Source organism: Caulobacter sp. CCH9-E1 (assembly GCF_001556515.1).
Lineage (GTDB): Bacteria > Pseudomonadota > Alphaproteobacteria > Caulobacterales > Caulobacteraceae > Caulobacter.
This window is the reverse complement of sequence record NZ_LSJA01000352.1, coordinates 1-14,303: the sequence shown is the minus strand read 5'-3', so window position 1 is coordinate 14,303 and position 14,303 is coordinate 1. Positions and strand designations below refer to the sequence as shown.

Sequence of the window (14,303 nt, the reverse complement as noted above, 5' to 3'; positions counted from 1 at the left end):
CCTTATTCCTTAGGCTTGCCGGGACCGATCCGGTTCACGTCCAAGAGCTCGATCCGGAAGATCATCACGCTGTTGCCGGGGATCGGGCCCTTGTCCTGAGCGCCGTAGCCGAGCGCCGGCGGCACATAGAGGATCCACTCGTCGCCAGCCTTCATGCGCTGGAGGGCGATGACCCAGGCCGGCACCAGGCCGTCCAGCGGGAACACCGCCGGCACGCCGCGCTCGTAGCTTGAGTCGAACACCGTGCCGTCCAGCAGCTTCCCTTCATAGTGGACCTTCACTTCGTCGGCGGTCGTGGGATGCATGCCGCCTTGGGGACCTTCGCGCACGACCTTGTACTGCAGGCCTTGGGGCAGCGTGACAACGCCCGGCTCCTTGGCGTTCTTGGCCATGAAGGCGTCGGCGGCGGCGAGGTTCTCCTGCGCCTGCTTGCTGGGTCCGCAAGCGGCCAGGGTCAGGCCGGCGACGGCAAGGGTTACGAGAAGGGCGCGACGGATCATGGGAAAACCTCAGGCGAAGCTGGCCGTCCAGCTAGCACGGACAGCGCGGTATTCCACCTCCAACCCAATATGCCAACGATTTCACGGAACAGTGGTGGCTTTCGGTCGCCAGCTTTTCTAGAAACGGCGTCCCAACACTAGACGAGCCGCTCATGAAACCCGTTCGTAAAGCCGTCCTTCCCGTCGCCGGCCTGGGCACCCGCGTCCTCCCCGGCACCAAGACCACGCCGAAGGAGCTTCTGAACGTCGTCGACCGGCCGATCCTGTCCTACATCGTCGAGGAAGGTCGCAAGGCCGGCATCGAGCACTTCGTCTTCGTCACCGGCCGCTCCAAGGGCGCGATCGAGGACTATTTCGACCACCAGATCGAGCTCGAAGCCCAGCTTGAGGCCAAGGGCAAGACCGACATCCTCAACCAACTGCGCGCCGAGCTGCCCAAGCCGGGCGAGATGAGCTTCGTGCGCCAGATGGCCCCGCTGGGCCTAGGCCACGCCGTCTGGTGCGCCCGCGACATCATCGGCGACGAGCCCTTCGCGGTCATGCTGCCCGACGTGATCGTCGACGCCGAGCCCTCGGCCCTGAGCCAGCTGATCGAGATCTACAACAAGGTCGGCGGCGGCAATGTCATCGGCGTCGAGGAAGTCCCCGCCAGCGAGACCCACAAGTACGGCATCGTCGCGCCAGGCAAGGTCGACGGCCGCGTCGCCACCATGACCGGCATGGTCGAGAAGCCCCCGCAAGGCACGGCGCCCTCGAACTGGTCGATCGCCGGCCGCTACATCCTGCAGCCCGAGATCTTCGGCCTGCTGGCCAGCCAGGAGAAGGGCGCGGGCAACGAGATCCAGCTGACGGACTCGATGGCCAAGCTGATGCAGCAACAGCCCTTCCACGCCTACGTCTACGACGGCGTGACCCACGACTGCGGCGACAAGATTGGCCTGCTGCGCGCCAATGTCGCCCTGGCCCTCAAGCGCGCCGATCTCGGCGCCGCCGCGCGCACGGCGGTGGAAGCGGCCCTGAAGGCTTAAGAATAAATCCTCCCCCCAGCGGGGGAGGCGGCCGAAGGCCGGAGGGGGAAGTCCGGGTTATCCGGTTTCTTCCCCCTCCGTCGCCTAAGGCGACACCTCCCCCGCTGGGGGGAGGATTGCCCACTCGGCCAGAACCTCCGGATCAACTTCGGCGTTTCGTAGCGCCGCCGCCGCGTCTCCCAAGAGCCGGCGCGCGGCCCAGACCGCCGCGCCGCGCACGACTGGGGCGGGATCGATCAGCAGCGGCTCGACCACCGCCATCAAGCCGGCGTCGCCGCTGTTGCCGATCGCATAGAGCACATTGCGCACGAAGCGGTCGCGTCCGATCCGCTTGATCGGGTTCTTCGAGAACAGGGCCCGGAATTCGGCGTCATCCAACGCGGCGAGCTCGGCCAGCGACGGCTGCCGCAGCGCTTCGCGCGCCTGGAGCTTCGCCTCATTCGACAACGAAGCGAACTTGTTCCACGGGCAGACCGCCAGGCAGTCGTCGCAGCCATAGATGCGGTTACCCAGGGCGGGCCGGAACTCCGCTGGAATGGGGCCGGCGAGCTCGATGGTCAGATAGGAGATGCACCGCCGCGCATCCAGCTGACGCGGCGCGGGGAACGCCTTGGTCGGGCAGATGTCGAGGCAAGCGCTGCATCGGCCGCAGTGATCCGTCTCGGGTGCGTCTGGCGGCAGGTCCAGAGTCGTCAGCACGCTGCCCAGAAACAGCCACGAGCCGAACTCGCGGGACACGAGGTTGGTGTGCTTGCCCTGCCAGCCGAGACCCGCCCTCTGGGCCAGGGGCTTTTCCATCAGGGGCGCGGTGTCGACGAAGACCTTCACGTCCTGGCCGAACCGCCGGTGCATCCAGCCGGCCAGCACCTTCAGGCGCTTCTTGATGACGTCGTGATAGTCGTCGCCCTGGGCGTAGACCGAGATCGCCGCGCGGTCGGCCCGCGCCAGCTGCTCCAGCGGATCGATGTCGGGACCGTAGTTCACCCCCAGCACCACCGCCGACCTGGCCTCGGTCCACATGGCCGTAGGATGGGAGCGACGGTCCAGCGTCTCCTCCATCCAGCCCATGGCGCCGTGACGGTCGGCCTCGACGAATTCGCGCAGCCACTCGCCGTTTGGCCAGGCCGCCGCCGCGTCGGCGAAGCCGCAGGTCGAGAATCCCAGCGCGAGGGCCTCGGCGCGGATCTCGTCCTTGATCGCTTCGGAAGTCAGCTCAGAAGTCGAGGTCGTCATAATGCGCGGCCGGCGCGAGGCCGGGCCAGCGATCGGCCAGGATGGGCCGGAAGGCCGGCCTCGACTTCAGCTTCATGTACCAGGTCTTGGCCGCCTGGAAGTCCTTCCACGGCACGTCGCCGAAATAGTCGATGACCGACAGGTGCGCGGCGGCGGCGAAGTCGGCCAGGCTCATCCGGCGACCGGCCAGCCAGTCGCGAGTCTGCAGCAGGCTTTCGATGTAGCCCAAATGCATGCGCAGCGCCTCGCGGCCCTGGCGCAGCGCGGCCAGGTCCGGCGCGCCCATCCGCAGCAGGCGCTTCTCCATCTTCTCGTGCAGCAGGAAGCCGTTGACCTCGTTGTCGAACTTACGGTCGAACCACTGCAGGAGTCGGCGCGCCTCGGCCCGCTCGGCCGGATCGCGGCCCAGCAGCGGCGGCTCCGGCTCGGTCTCCTCGATGTGCTCGAGGATGGCGCGGGTCTCGCAGGCGGTCACGGTGCGCTGGTTGCGCGTCTCGACCAGCACCGGCGGCAGGCCCGACGGGTTGAGCGCCGAGAACTCGGGCGGCATTTCCCAGTAGCGGACCTGGACCTCAACGAACGGCAGACGCTTCTCGCCCAGCGCCAGACGCACCTGTCGCGAGGCGGGATCCAGGGGGAAATGGTGAAGGGTGCGTTCGACGCTCATGCCTTAGGTGCGCTCAGGCTGCATCGAAAGAGCGATGCGCCGTTTTGCTTAACAAGAGATTGCTGAACCGCGATTACTCAGGAAAACCAGACTTTTGCGCGGCGGTTTCGATCAAGCTTTCGCGTTCATGCGGCCGATCAGGGCCGTTGTGCTCTGGCCTTGCTTTAGGTCGGCGAGCAGAACCTTGCCGCCATAGCCCAGCACGACGTCCGAGCCGACCACGGTCTCGACGGTATAGTCCGCGCCCTTGACCAGAACATCCGGCTTGAACGCCTTGATCAGCGCCAGCGGGGTGTCCTCGTCGAACAGCACGACGAGATCGACCGACGATAGCGAGGCCAGCACCGTCGCGCGGCCCTGCTCCTTCTGGACCGGGCGAGTCGGGCCTTTGAGCTTAGAGACCGAGGCGTCGGTGTTGAGGCCGACGATCAGCCGGTCGCAAGCCGCCTTGGCCTGGGACAGCAGCGAGACGTGGCCAGGGTGCAGCAGATCGAAGCAGCCGTTGGTGAAGCCGACCTTCAGGCCGCGCGCCCGCCAGCCCTCGACAATTTCTCGGGCCTGGGCGAGGTCGGCGATCTTGATCTCGCCTGGTTCGCCCTGCTGCGAGCCCGCCCGCGCCGTCAGTTCGGCGGCGGTGACAACGTCGGTGCCGAGCTTGGCGACCACCAGACCGCCGGCCAGGTTGGCCAGGTGCGCGGCCTCGGCCAGGCTGGCGCCGGCCGCCACGGCCAGGGCGAGCGTAGCAGCCACGGTGTCGCCCGCTCCGGAGACGTCGAAGACCTCCACGGCCGTCGCCGGAAGATGGACAGGCGCCTCGCCCCGCACGGAAAGGGTCATGCCCGCGCCACCGCGGGTGATGAGAGCGGCCTCCAGCGCCGGAGCCATGGCGAGGATCGCCGCGCCGGCCTCCTCGGAGGCCTCGTCGCTGTTGTCGACAATCCCGGTGGCCTCGGCGGCCTCCTTGCGATTGGGCTTGATCAGGGTCGCGCCGTCGTAGCGGGCGAAGTCGCGGCTCTTGGGGTCGACGATGACCGGCTTGCCGGCGGCGCGGGCGGCCGCGATCGCCTCGCGCACCACCGCGTCGGTCAGCACGCCCTTGGCGTAGTCGGAGAGCACCACGACGTCCGCGGTCGCCAGCCGGGCCTTGAAGGCCGCCAGCAGCACCGCGCCATCCCCCGGCGCACGGTCCTCGCGATCCACGCGCAGCATCTGATGGGATCCGGAGATGTAGCGAACCTTCTCGGTCGTACGGCGGCTGGCGTCGGCGATCAGCTCAGCCTCGAGGCCCGCCTCGGCGTCGATCATGCCGCGCAGGGCCGCGCCGGCGTCATCCTGGCCGACCAAGCCGACCAGAACCGCCTTGGCGCCGAGGGCGGCCACGTTGCGCGCGACATTGCCCGCCCCGCCCAGCATAGCGGTTTCCTTTTCGACCGCGATCACCGGGACCGGCGCCTCGGGCGAGATGCGGTCGACCGCGCCATAGACGAAGCGATCCAGCATCACGTCGCCGAGGACCAGCACGGTCTTGCCGGCGAAGGCGCGGGGCAGGTGGGCGAGGGTGTCGTTCATGCGGAGTTCCGTACCGCTCCGCCCCGAAAACTCAACCCTCGACGCTCTCGGCGAAGACGCCGCCGTGCTTTTCGGCGAGGCCGCGCGGGTCGGGGTGGATGATGATGTCGGCCGAAGGGAAGGCCTCGAGCAGTCGGTTCTCGGCGGCGACCATGATCGCATGCGCCTCGGCCAGCGAGATATCGGCGGCCAGGTCGGCGTGCATCTGCATGTGGACGTAAGGCCCCGAAGCGCGGGTGCGCAGTTGGTGGACGCCCAGAACGCGCGGGTCAACCGTGGCCAGCTGGACGATCCGCGTGCGGTCCTCCTCAGGCAGCTCCTCGTCCATCAGCTGACCCGAGGCCTCGCGGAACACGCCGATCGCGCCCCAGATCAGCCATAGCGCCACCAGCAGACCGGCGGCGGCGTCCAGCCACGGCAAGCCCAGCCACGCGGCCGCGCCGACGCCGACCAGGGCGACCGCGTTCGACGCCAGGTCAGCCGCGTAGTGGGCGCGGTCGCCCGAGATGGCGATCGAACCGCTGGCCTTCACGACGCGGGTCTGGGCGGTGATCAGGGCCAGCGTGAGGCCGATCGAGATCAGCATCACCAAGACGCCGGCCAGGCCGTGCTCGACCGGACGCGGATGCAGCAGGGCGTTGATCGCTTCGCGCCCGATCAACGCGCCCGAGGCGAAGACCAGCCCGCCTTGCATCAGGCTGGAGAAGGCCTCGGCCTTGCCGTGTCCGAAGCGGTGCTCGGCGTCCGGCGGCTCGGCGGCGTAGCGCACGGCGTAGACGGTGATCAGCGAGGCGACGAGATCGAGCGCGGAGTCCGACAGCGAGGCCAGGATCGCGACCGAGCCGCTGGCGGCCCAGGCGATCGCCTTGACCACGATCAGGATGGTCGCCGTCGCCACGGACAGCAGAGCGACCCGGCGGGTGGCGGCGCGGACTTCGGGCGAGGCGGCGGAGGGCGACATGGCCGCCTTTTAGCAAGGCGGCCCGCCAAGCCCCAGCGCGAACGACTCGCGACGCTTCAGGCGGCGACCCGAGGCTCCGGACCGACATAGACCGACTGCGGCCGGATCAGGCGTCCGCCCGCCAGTTGTTCGCGCGCGTGGGCGATCCAGCCGGCGACGCGGCCCATGGCGAAGACGCAGGTGAAGCTGGCCGGCGGCAGGCCCAGGGCCTCCAGCAGCAACGCCGTGTAGAACTCGACATTGGTGTCCAGCGGCCGGTCCGGCTTGTGCTCGCGCAGGATTTCCAGCGCCGCCTGCTCGACCGCCTCGGCGAAGGCCAGCCGTCCCGGCAGGGCGCTGGACGCCGAGGCAAGCTTGCGCACGGCCGATTTCAGGGCGTCGGCGCGCGGGTCGCGGACACGGTAGATGCGGTGGCCGAAACCCATCAGCCGGTCGCCGCGCGCCAGGGCCTTCTCCAGCCAGGGCCGCGCGTTGGCCGGCGCGCCGATCGCATCCAGCATCTCGATCACCGGTCCCGGCGCGCCGCCGTGTAGCGGCCCCTTCAGCGCCGAGAGCCCCGCCAGCGTCGCCGAGGTCAGGCCGGCGCGTGTGGAGGCGACGACACGGGCCGCGAAGGTCGAGGCGTTCAGGCCGTGATCGCAGACTGTGACGAGGTAGGCGTCCAGGGCTGCGGCCTCGGCGTCCGACGCTGGCGCGCCACGCGTCATGCGCAGGATGTCGGCGGCGTGGGACAGGGACGGATCAGGCGCGACGGCGCTCTGGCCGGCCGCGACACGCAGCACGGCGGGGGTGAAAACGGCGGGGGCGGCGATCAGCAGCAGGGCCGTCGAGAGGTCGTCGCCGTCGGGCAGGCGCGCCAGCAGGGCGCGCATGGCCTCGACCGGATCACGCCGCGCCAAGCCTTCGTCCAGGGCGGCGACCTCGGCGAAGGCGCGAACCCGGGCCTTTCCCAAGGCGGGCGCGAGATCGTTGGGCGCGTCCTCGAAGAAGCCATCGAACAGCAGATGGGCGGCGTCCTCGTAGCGCGTGGTCCCGGAGAGATCCTCGACGGCGTAGCCGCGGATCACCAGGCGCCCCCGCGCGCCATCGACATCGGACAGGACAGTGTGGGCGGCGACGACGCCTTCAAGACCATCGGACATGTGCGGTTTCCTTTCATCGCGAAAAGGCGCTCGCCCACCTTGATTGTCAATCTTGATCAATATAATCAATCTATATGGCCGATTGGATGAACGCCGAACAGGTTCTCGAGCGGCTAGGGATCCGGCCGCAGACGCTCTACGCCTATGTCAGCCGGGGCCGGATCGAGGCGACGGCCCATCCGCAGGACCCCCGCCGCAGCCTCTATCGCGCCTCGGACGTCGCCGCCCTGGCTCAAAAGAAAGCGCGCGGTCGGCGTGCGGCCGATGTCGCCGCCGAGGCCATCGCCTGGGGCGAGCCCGTCCTACCTTCGGCGATCACGACCGTCGCCGGAGGACGGCTTTGGTATCGCGGCCGCGACGCCGTCCACCTCGCCGAGCAAGGCCTGATGCTGGAGAACGTCGCTCGCCTGCTGCGGCGGGGACACGGGGTCGCCCTGAAGGCCGCTCGCCGGATCGAGCCGCTGATTGGCGACACCGCCCGCCAGCGCCTGTTCCTGACCTTGGCGACGAGAGCGGGGCGGGAGCCGCCGGCCCGAGGTCGCGCGCCCCTGGCCTTGGCGATGGAAGCCGCCGATCTCCTGGACGCGATCGTCGATGCGGCGACCGGCCAAGCCGGCGAAGGTCCTGCCCACCTGCGCTTCGCGGCAGCCTGGGGCCTCGACGCTAGGGGGGCGGATCTCGTCCGGCGCGCCCTGGTGCTGCTGGCGGATCACGAACTGAACGCCTCGACCTTTGCGGCGCGGGTAGCGGCCTCGACCGGCGCATCCTTATCGGCGGCGTGTCTCGCCGGGCTCTCGGCGCTTTCCGGACCGCTGCACGGCGGCATGGCGGCGCGGGTCGAGACCTTCGTCGAGGAGGCCGAGCGACGTGATCCCGCCCAGGCCGTGGCCGCGCGTCTTTCGCAAGGCGCGTCCATGCCGGGTTTCGATCACCCGCTCTATCCGGATGGCGATCCTCGCGCCGCGGCGTTGCTGGCGGCGTTCGAGCCCCCCGCCCTTCTGACCGATCTGCGCGCCGCGACTGAACGGGCCACCGGTCTGTCGCCCAATATCGACTTCGCCTTGGTCAGCCTGGCGCGCGCGCTGAGCCTCCCAGCGGACGCCCCCTTCATCCTGTTCGCGACCGCCCGGAGCGCCGGCTGGACCGCCCACGCGATCGAACAGCTGCAGAGCGGCCGCCTGATCCGCCCCAGGGCGCGCTATATCGGCCCCGCGCCGGAAAGCTATTCGCCCTCTTCCTCGTCATAGCCGACCAGCCGCAGGGCGCGCGCTGGCAGGCCTTCCAGCTCGCACCAGCGCTCCAGCGCCTCCTCGCGGCCATGGGTGATCCAAACCTCGCCGGGGCGAAGTTCCGACAGAGTCCCGGTCAGTTCGTCCCAGTCCGCGTGATCGGACAGGATCAGCGGCAGCTCGACGCCGCGCTGGCGAGCCCGGGCCCGCACCCGCATCCAGCCCGAGGCGAAGCAGTCGACCGGGTCGGGAAAGCGGCGCGACCAGCGATCGGCGACGGCGCTGGGCGGCGCGATGACGATCTGGCCGGCGAAGGCCTCCTTGGGGCCGGACGCGGTCGCCGGGGCGAGCGGACCGAGTTCGACGCCGTGCGCTTCGTAGAGCGCATTGAGGCGCTCAAGCGCGCCGTGGACGAAGATGGTCTTGTCCCAGCCACCCTCCCGCAGCAGCCGGATCACCCGCTGGGCCTTGCCCAGCGCATAGGCGCCGACGATGTGGCAGCGCTCGGGGAACTGCTCGACCGACGCCAGCAGGCTGCGGATTTCCCCGGCGTCGTCGGGATGGCGGAAGACCGGCAGGCCGAAGGTGGCCTCGGTGATGAAGACATCGCAGGGCACGGGCTCGAAGCGCGCGCAGGTCGGATCCCGCCGGCGCTTGTAGTCCCCGGAGACGACCATGGTCAGCCCCTTCCAGCGCACCACCGCCTGGGCCGAGCCCAGGACGTGGCCGGCCGGGACTAGCGTCACCTCCACGCCATCGCGGGCATAGGTCTGGCCATACGCCACCGCCTCGCGCCGCCCGGCGAAGTCCTCGCCATAGCGGGCGGCCATGATCGCCAGGGTTTCGGGCGTGGCGACGGCGACGCCATGACCGGCGCGGGCGTGGTCGGAGTGCCCATGGGTGATCACCGCCCGGTCCACGGGACGGACCGGGTCGATGTAGAAGTCCCCCGGCGGGCAGTAGAGGCCTCCAGGCCGGGGACAGAGAAGATCTTCGGGCTTGATCACGGCTGGATATGACAACGCCTAACGGGCTAAGCCTATCCCCATCGAGGGAGACGGCATGAGCGATAATGAACAAAGCCGCCTGATCGCCACGGCGATGAACGAAGGCAGTCCGCAAGCCCGGGCCCTGGGCTTCTCCACGCTGGAGATCGGCGAGGCCATGGCCTTGCTGAAGGTTCCCTACCGTCCGGAGATCGTCGGCGACCCCGAGACGGGCGTGATCGCCGGCGGCGTGGTCACGACGCTGCTGGACCACGCCAGCGGCCAGGCGGTGCACGCGGCGCTGGAGGCGTGGACCTCGATCGCCACCCTGGACCTGCGCATCGACTACATGCGTCCCGCCGAACCCGGGCTGGACATCCTGGCGCGCGCCCATTGCTACAAGCTGACCCGCTCGGTCGCCTTCGTTCGCGCCGTGGCCTACGACCGCGATCCTGAGGATCCGGTGGCGACCGCCCAGGCGACCTTCATGCTCGACTCCAGCGCCGGCAAGAAGCCGGGCGCCAACCTCAAGCCATCGCGGGCCAGCCGCGCCCAGACCGGAGGAGCCGACCAATGAGCGACGCCGACAGCCGCCTGGTCTCGATGCTAGACTCCATCCCCTATGCGCGGTTCCTGGGCGTGCGCGCCGAGCTGGCCGGGGACGAGATGACCGCCATCCTGCCCTTCGCCCAGCACATCGTCGGCAATCCGATGCTGCCGGCCATCCATGGCGGCGTCCTGGGCGCCTTCATGGAGATGACGGCGCTGGCGCAGCTCTCGGCCGCCGCGCCGATGAAGCGCCAGCCGCGCACGATCGACGTCTCGATCGAGTACCTGCGCTCGGGACGCCCCCTGACCACCTACGCCCGCGCCAGCATCAAGAAGCTGGGCCGACGGATCGCCAACGTCCACGTCGAGGCCTGGCAGGAGACCCGCTCGGCCCCGATCGCCACCCTGCGCGGCCTCTTCCTGGTCGCGCCCAGCGAGGACGGCGCTTGAAACCTTCGCGGAAGGGCGGGAAGGCGGTCGCCAAAGGCGACCTGCCGTCAAAGACCTGCCTAACCTGCGGCCGCCCGTTCACGTGGCGAAAGAAGTGGGCAAAGGACTGGGAAGCGGTGAAATATTGTTCTGTCTCGTGCCGATCACGTAAAATTACACCCTCGCAATGCGAATTGAGCGTGATAACCTTCTTAAAATCGGCGTAATGAAGCAAAGGTAACGTGCAGCAACCAAGGGGCGGGCCTATATCCCTGATCACCGGACGCCAACGGGGCGGCCGGAGCAAAAAGGGATCAAGACCATGACCATGAAGACCACCGCCGTTTCCGGCGTCGCCTCGCTCGTTCTCGCGGTTCTGCCGCTCGTCATCATCGCCGGCTCGCTCGCCCAGAGCCTGTAAGTGATCGCCGCTTAACCTCCGTCGGGCCGCTCCTTCGAGAGCCGCGCCGACGGGGATGGCGAACTAGAAGACTACCGAGAATACAGAGACTTGGCCGTCCGATGCAGGATGGCGTGGCGGCCCGCCAGGCGATCGATGTCCGCGTCGTAGCCGCCGCCGATGACCCCAACCACGGGGATCTCAAGAGCAAGACAAGCGCCCAGGACATAGGCCTCCCGTCGCGCCAGACCCTCGTCGGTCAGCGATAGCCGGCCCAGCTTGTCGTCCGCGTGGGGATCGACCCCCGCGTTAAAGAAGACGATATCGGGCCGGACGCTGGAGAGCAGCGCCGGCGCGATCTCTCCCAGCTTCGCCAGATAGGCCTCATCGCCGGTCCCGTCGGCGAGCTCGATGTCGAGATCACTCACGGCCTTGCGGTGCGGGAAATTCTTCTCGGCGTGCATCGAGAAGGTGAAGACGCTGGGATCGCCTTCGAAAATCCGCGCCGTGCCGTCGCCCTGGTGGACGTCGAGATCGACGACCAGCACCTGGCTGACCGCCCCCTCCGCCTGCAGCCGCCGCGCGGCCACCGCCACATCGTTGAAGACGCAGAAGCCCGCCCCGCTCTCGGCCGAGGCGTGGTGACTGCCGCCAGCGGTGTTGCAGGCGATCCCGTGCTGCAGGGCGAGGCGCGCCGCCAGCAGGGTGCCGCCTGTCGCCGCCCTTGCCCGCGTGGCGACGCTCTCGGTATTGGGCATGCCGATCCGCCGCACGACGTCGGGTGGGAGGGACAGTTCGATCACGCCGCGGACGTAGTCCTCGGTGTGGGCCAGACGCAGAGTCTCGGCGTCGATCGGCTCGGGCCGCGCGAACCCGTCCGGCCCGGGGACGGCCTCGGCTTCCAGCACGCTGGCCAGTCGCGAGAACTTGTCCATCGGAAAGCGGTGGCCCGCCGGCATCTCGGCGCGGAAGGCGGGGTGGTGGACGATCGGCGGCGGGCGGGACATCGCTATCACGATGGGCGCCGCGACGGCCTGACGCAAGGTGACGACTTGCGGCGGCGCACGCCTGCGCCTATCGCACTGCGCCATGCAGACGACCGAAAACCTCGCCGACATCCTCGACCTCGAAGCGATCGAGGTGAACCTGTTCCGGGGAACCAGCCCCAACGACGGCTTCCCGCGCATCTTCGGCGGCCTGGTCATCGCCCAGGCGCTTCTGGCCGCCTATCGCACGGTGCCGGATCGGATCTGTCACTCGCTGCACGCCTATTTCATCCGCCCGGGCGATGTGAACGCGCCAGTGCTCTACGACGTGGAGCGGGCGCGGGACGGCGGCACCTTCACGACTCGCCGGGTCGCGGCGATCCAGCACGGCGAGCAGATCTTCAACCTCGCCGCCTCGTTCCAGACCCCGGAAGACGGCTTCGAGCACCAGTCGGAGATGCCCGGCGCGCCCGATCCCGAGACCCTGATGACCGAGGTCGAGTTCCTGGAAAGCCTGGGCGACCAGATTCATCCCAAGATGCTGGCCCACGCCAAGAAGCCGCGCCCCGTGGACGTGCGCTGGGAAGATCCCCAGAACCCGGTCGCCCCGGTCCAGAAGTCGGGGACCAAGAATGTCTGGATGCGGGCCAAGGCCCCGCTGGGCGATGACATCAAGATGCAGCAGGCCGCTCTGGCCTACGCGTCGGACATGGCGTTCATGGAGAGCGCCCTGCGTCCGCACGGCCTGATCTGGACGACGCCGGGCCTGCAGGGCGCCAGCCTGGACCACGCCATGTGGTTCCACCACCCGTTCAACTTCAACGACTGGACCCTGTTCGCGCAGGACAGCCCCAGCGCCTCGCAAGGTCGCGGCCTGGTGCGCGGCCAGATGTTCAGCAAGGACGGCAAGCTCCTGGCCTCGGTGGCCCAGGAATGCCTGATGCGGGTGCGGAAGTAGCTAGAGCTTCTGGTCGGCCAACAGCGCCGCCGCGGGATCGGCGATCGCGTCGGCGCGCTCCTTCTCCGATCTTGGCGTCGAGACCAGGGGCTTAGCCGCCGCCAGAGCGCGACGATAGGCTTCGGTCAGGGCGCCTTCGAGCGGCGTCTCGACGTCGGGCTGAACCCCGACGCCGTCCCAGCCCTTGCCGGTCAAGGGGTGGATCGCCTGGCCGTTGGGCACGAAGACCGTCAGCCCGAAGCCAAGCGGCGGGGCCGGACGGTTGGAGGGATTGCCGCCGCCGCGCGTCCGCGTTCCGATCAACAGGCCGCGCTTGTTGGCTTGGATGTCGTAGGCGAAGCCCTCCGCCGCCGAGAAGGTGCGGCTTCCGGTCAGCACGAAGATCGGCTTGTCGGCATAGAGCGGCCCCGCCTCCGGCGTGTCGACCTTTCGCTGCTCGATCTCCGCCTTGCCGTCGGGCGTGCGCCAATGCAGCTGGGCCATGACCAGCGGCGTGCGGGAGAGATGGCCTAGCAACCGGGCGTCGGACGCGCCGCCCCCGCCGGTGTTCTCGCGAAGATCGATGATCAGGGCGTCGGAATATTGCAGCAGGCCCATGGCCGCGTCGATCAACCGGGCGCCCTCGGGTCCCTGCTCGAAATAGCGGAGCTTCAGATAGCCGATATTTCCCGGCAGGCGGCGGATGGCCATCAGGCCATAGGCGATGCGCTGGTCGATCAACGCCTGCTCGGCGTCGCTGATCTGGGCGACTTTGGCGTCGCTGGTGGCCACCGAGACCTTCAGATGCTGATCCCCGGAGACCTTCAGGGTGATCGCGCTCAGCGCCTCGGCCAGAGCCGTACGGTCATGGATCTGGATCAGGGCCCCGCGCTGCGCGCGCAACGCCTTTTGGACCTCGGCCGCCTTGGCCGGATCGAAATAGCCGTTCAAGTCGGCGATCAGCGCATCGACCACCCGTCCGGCGTTCTTGGCGCTCAGGGTTTCATCAGCGGAGGCCGGCGAGGCCAAGGCCAGGGCGACGGCCAGGGCCGTGATAGGCAGGATGCGCATGGAGTCCCCTCGACAAAGCTCGCGGGGGGAAGTCGCATCGGACCGGCGCGCGCGCCAGTTAAGGCTGCGTCATGACCTTCTTGTTATCTGGCTCGACCCTCGCCACGCCGGCCGCCGCCAGGCCGCGCAGCAGCGAGGCCGCCTGCATGCCGACGGTGATCTCGCCGGCCAGGGCCATGCGGATCGCCTCGGCGAGCGGAACCCAGACGCTCTCGATCCGCTCGCTGGGCTCGTCTTGGGGTTCGGCGACCTTCACGACATCGCGGGCCAGGATGATGTGCGTGCGGTTGGTGTGGGTGCCGGCGTTGGGACGGGTCTCGCCCACGAGAGTCAGGGTTCCCGCGCATCCGGCCTCCTCCAGGAGTTCACGCCGGGCCGCCGCGACGGGATCAGTCTCGCCAGCATCCATGCCGCCCGCGGGAAGTTCGGTGGAAATGTCGCCGAGAGCGTGGCGGTATTGCCTGACCAGCAGGACGTTGTTGTCGGCGTCGAGCGCGACCACCTCGACCCAGTCGGGATATTCCAGGACGTAGTAGGGCGCGATCACCGCGCCCTCGTCGGTGACGCAGTCGTCGGCGCGGACGCTGATCCAGCGATCCTTATGGATGTGGCGGGA

The 14,303-nt window shown here is 68.9% G+C and carries 17 protein-coding genes and 1 pseudogene; 8 read left to right on the top strand and 10 right to left on the bottom strand.

The genetic code is table 11. The features are described 5' to 3' along the window. Positions 1-2 precede the first annotated feature (2 nt). Entirely contained in the window at positions 3-500 is a 498-nt protein-coding gene (locus AX690_RS19955; protein WP_066683651.1) for an FKBP-type peptidyl-prolyl cis-trans isomerase, read from the bottom strand. Positions 501-652: 152 nt separating this feature from the next. Between AX690_RS19955 and AX690_RS19950 the strand changes: the two genes are divergently transcribed. Both AX690_RS19950 and AX690_RS23465 read left to right on the top strand, forming a co-directional pair. After that, positions 653-1,528, top strand: coding sequence for a UTP--glucose-1-phosphate uridylyltransferase (locus tag AX690_RS19950; RefSeq protein WP_066683650.1), 876 nt, complete (start codon positions 653-655; stop codon positions 1,526-1,528). 13 nt (positions 1,529-1,541) lie between these two features. Then, positions 1,542-1,613, top strand: a pseudogene (locus AX690_RS23465) (peptidase); the annotation flags it as partial. Here the strand turns inward: AX690_RS23465 and queG are convergent. The 5 genes from queG to AX690_RS19925 form a co-directional block, all read right to left on the bottom strand. Beyond that, complete coding sequence (gene queG / locus AX690_RS19945) at positions 1,613-2,761, bottom strand: tRNA epoxyqueuosine(34) reductase QueG (RefSeq protein WP_066683649.1); 1,149 nt, start codon at positions 2,759-2,761, stop codon at positions 1,613-1,615. The pseudogene AX690_RS23465 and the gene queG sit on opposite strands and share 1 nt — an antisense overlap. Further along, complete coding sequence (fzlA, locus tag AX690_RS19940; RefSeq protein WP_013081179.1) at positions 2,742-3,428, bottom strand: FtsZ-binding protein FzlA; 687 nt, start codon at positions 3,426-3,428, stop codon at positions 2,742-2,744. The genes queG and fzlA overlap by 20 nt, the downstream gene beginning before the upstream one ends. A 111-nt stretch (positions 3,429-3,539) precedes the next feature. Beyond that, positions 3,540-4,997, bottom strand: coding sequence for a D-glycero-beta-D-manno-heptose-7-phosphate kinase (rfaE1, locus tag AX690_RS19935; protein WP_066683648.1), 1,458 nt, complete (start codon positions 4,995-4,997; stop codon positions 3,540-3,542). 31 nt (positions 4,998-5,028) lie between these two features. Next, positions 5,029-5,958, bottom strand: a complete 930-nt coding sequence (locus AX690_RS19930) for a cation diffusion facilitator family transporter (protein WP_066683647.1) — start codon at positions 5,956-5,958, stop codon at positions 5,029-5,031. Between the two features lie 56 nt (positions 5,959-6,014). Then, entirely contained in the window at positions 6,015-7,100 is a 1,086-nt protein-coding gene (locus AX690_RS19925) for a citrate synthase/methylcitrate synthase (RefSeq protein ID WP_066683646.1), read from the bottom strand. Positions 7,101-7,174: 74 nt separating this feature from the next. Between AX690_RS19925 and AX690_RS19920 the strand changes: the two genes are divergently transcribed. Continuing rightward, positions 7,175-8,347, top strand: a complete 1,173-nt coding sequence (locus AX690_RS19920; protein ID WP_066683644.1) for a citrate/2-methylcitrate synthase — start codon at positions 7,175-7,177, stop codon at positions 8,345-8,347. On the opposite strand, the gene AX690_RS19915 is transcribed toward AX690_RS19920, so the two are convergent. Further along, a complete protein-coding gene (locus tag AX690_RS19915; RefSeq protein WP_082769769.1) occupies positions 8,323-9,351 on the bottom strand; it encodes a ligase-associated DNA damage response exonuclease in 1,029 nt (342 codons plus the stop codon). The two genes, AX690_RS19920 and AX690_RS19915, sit on opposite strands and share 25 nt — an antisense overlap. A 40-nt stretch (positions 9,352-9,391) precedes the next feature. Between AX690_RS19915 and AX690_RS19910 the strand changes: the two genes are divergently transcribed. The 4 genes from AX690_RS19910 (at position 9,392) to AX690_RS22480 (ending at position 10,714) form a co-directional block, all read left to right on the top strand. Then, positions 9,392-9,892: a PaaI family thioesterase gene (locus AX690_RS19910; protein ID WP_066683642.1), complete on the top strand. Its 501-nt coding sequence runs from the start codon at positions 9,392-9,394 to the stop codon at positions 9,890-9,892. Continuing rightward, entirely contained in the window at positions 9,889-10,314 is a 426-nt protein-coding gene (locus tag AX690_RS19905) for a PaaI family thioesterase (RefSeq protein ID WP_066683641.1), read from the top strand. The genes AX690_RS19910 and AX690_RS19905 overlap by 4 nt, the downstream gene beginning before the upstream one ends. Beyond that, a complete protein-coding gene (locus AX690_RS22485; RefSeq protein ID WP_082769768.1) occupies positions 10,311-10,520 on the top strand; it encodes a DUF2256 domain-containing protein in 210 nt (69 codons plus the stop codon). The genes AX690_RS19905 and AX690_RS22485 overlap by 4 nt, the downstream gene beginning before the upstream one ends. A 95-nt stretch (positions 10,521-10,615) precedes the next feature. Then, positions 10,616-10,714: a hypothetical protein gene (locus tag AX690_RS22480; protein ID WP_082769767.1), complete on the top strand. Its 99-nt coding sequence runs from the start codon at positions 10,616-10,618 to the stop codon at positions 10,712-10,714. A 71-nt stretch (positions 10,715-10,785) separates the two neighbouring features. On the opposite strand, the gene AX690_RS19900 is transcribed toward AX690_RS22480, so the two are convergent. Beyond that, positions 10,786-11,700: a histone deacetylase gene (locus AX690_RS19900; protein ID WP_066683679.1), complete on the bottom strand. Its 915-nt coding sequence runs from the start codon at positions 11,698-11,700 to the stop codon at positions 10,786-10,788. Between the two features lie 82 nt (positions 11,701-11,782). On the opposite strand from AX690_RS19900, the gene AX690_RS19895 reads away from it, so the two are divergent. Next, on the top strand, positions 11,783-12,637 hold the full coding sequence (locus tag AX690_RS19895) for an acyl-CoA thioesterase II (protein ID WP_066683640.1): 855 nt from the start codon (positions 11,783-11,785) through the stop codon (positions 12,635-12,637). On the opposite strand, the gene AX690_RS19890 is transcribed toward AX690_RS19895, so the two are convergent. Beyond that, positions 12,638-13,687: a S41 family peptidase gene (locus AX690_RS19890; RefSeq protein ID WP_066683639.1), complete on the bottom strand. Its 1,050-nt coding sequence runs from the start codon at positions 13,685-13,687 to the stop codon at positions 12,638-12,640. 58 nt (positions 13,688-13,745) lie between these two features. Continuing rightward, positions 13,746-14,303 (bottom strand): NUDIX hydrolase (locus AX690_RS19885; RefSeq protein WP_156449737.1); only part of this gene is annotated, 558 nt, incomplete at its 5' end.

Excerpts from the sequence above, each read along its gene's own strand:
- AX690_RS19955 (WP_066683651.1), bottom strand. The coding sequence starts at position 500 with ATGATCCGTCGCGCCCTTCTCGTAACCCTTGCCGTCGCCGGCCTGACC.
- AX690_RS19950 (WP_066683650.1), top strand. The coding sequence starts at position 653 with ATGAAACCCGTTCGTAAAGCCGTCCTTCCCGTCGCCGGCCTGGGCACC.
- queG (WP_066683649.1), bottom strand. The coding sequence starts at position 2,761 with ATGACGACCTCGACTTCTGAGCTGACTTCCGAAGCGATCAAGGACGAG.
- fzlA (WP_013081179.1), bottom strand. The coding sequence starts at position 3,428 with ATGAGCGTCGAACGCACCCTTCACCATTTCCCCCTGGATCCCGCCTCG.
- rfaE1 (WP_066683648.1), bottom strand. The coding sequence starts at position 4,997 with ATGAACGACACCCTCGCCCACCTGCCCCGCGCCTTCGCCGGCAAGACC.
- AX690_RS19930 (WP_066683647.1), bottom strand. The coding sequence starts at position 5,958 with ATGTCGCCCTCCGCCGCCTCGCCCGAAGTCCGCGCCGCCACCCGCCGG.
- AX690_RS19925 (WP_066683646.1), bottom strand. The coding sequence starts at position 7,100 with ATGTCCGATGGTCTTGAAGGCGTCGTCGCCGCCCACACTGTCCTGTCC.
- AX690_RS19920 (WP_066683644.1), top strand. The coding sequence starts at position 7,175 with ATGGCCGATTGGATGAACGCCGAACAGGTTCTCGAGCGGCTAGGGATC.
- AX690_RS19910 (WP_066683642.1), top strand. The coding sequence starts at position 9,392 with ATGAGCGATAATGAACAAAGCCGCCTGATCGCCACGGCGATGAACGAA.
- AX690_RS19905 (WP_066683641.1), top strand. The coding sequence starts at position 9,889 with ATGAGCGACGCCGACAGCCGCCTGGTCTCGATGCTAGACTCCATCCCC.
- AX690_RS22480 (WP_082769767.1), top strand. The coding sequence starts at position 10,616 with ATGACCATGAAGACCACCGCCGTTTCCGGCGTCGCCTCGCTCGTTCTC.
- AX690_RS19900 (WP_066683679.1), bottom strand. The coding sequence starts at position 11,700 with ATGTCCCGCCCGCCGCCGATCGTCCACCACCCCGCCTTCCGCGCCGAG.
- AX690_RS19895 (WP_066683640.1), top strand. The coding sequence starts at position 11,783 with ATGCAGACGACCGAAAACCTCGCCGACATCCTCGACCTCGAAGCGATC.
- AX690_RS19890 (WP_066683639.1), bottom strand. The coding sequence starts at position 13,687 with ATGCGCATCCTGCCTATCACGGCCCTGGCCGTCGCCCTGGCCTTGGCC.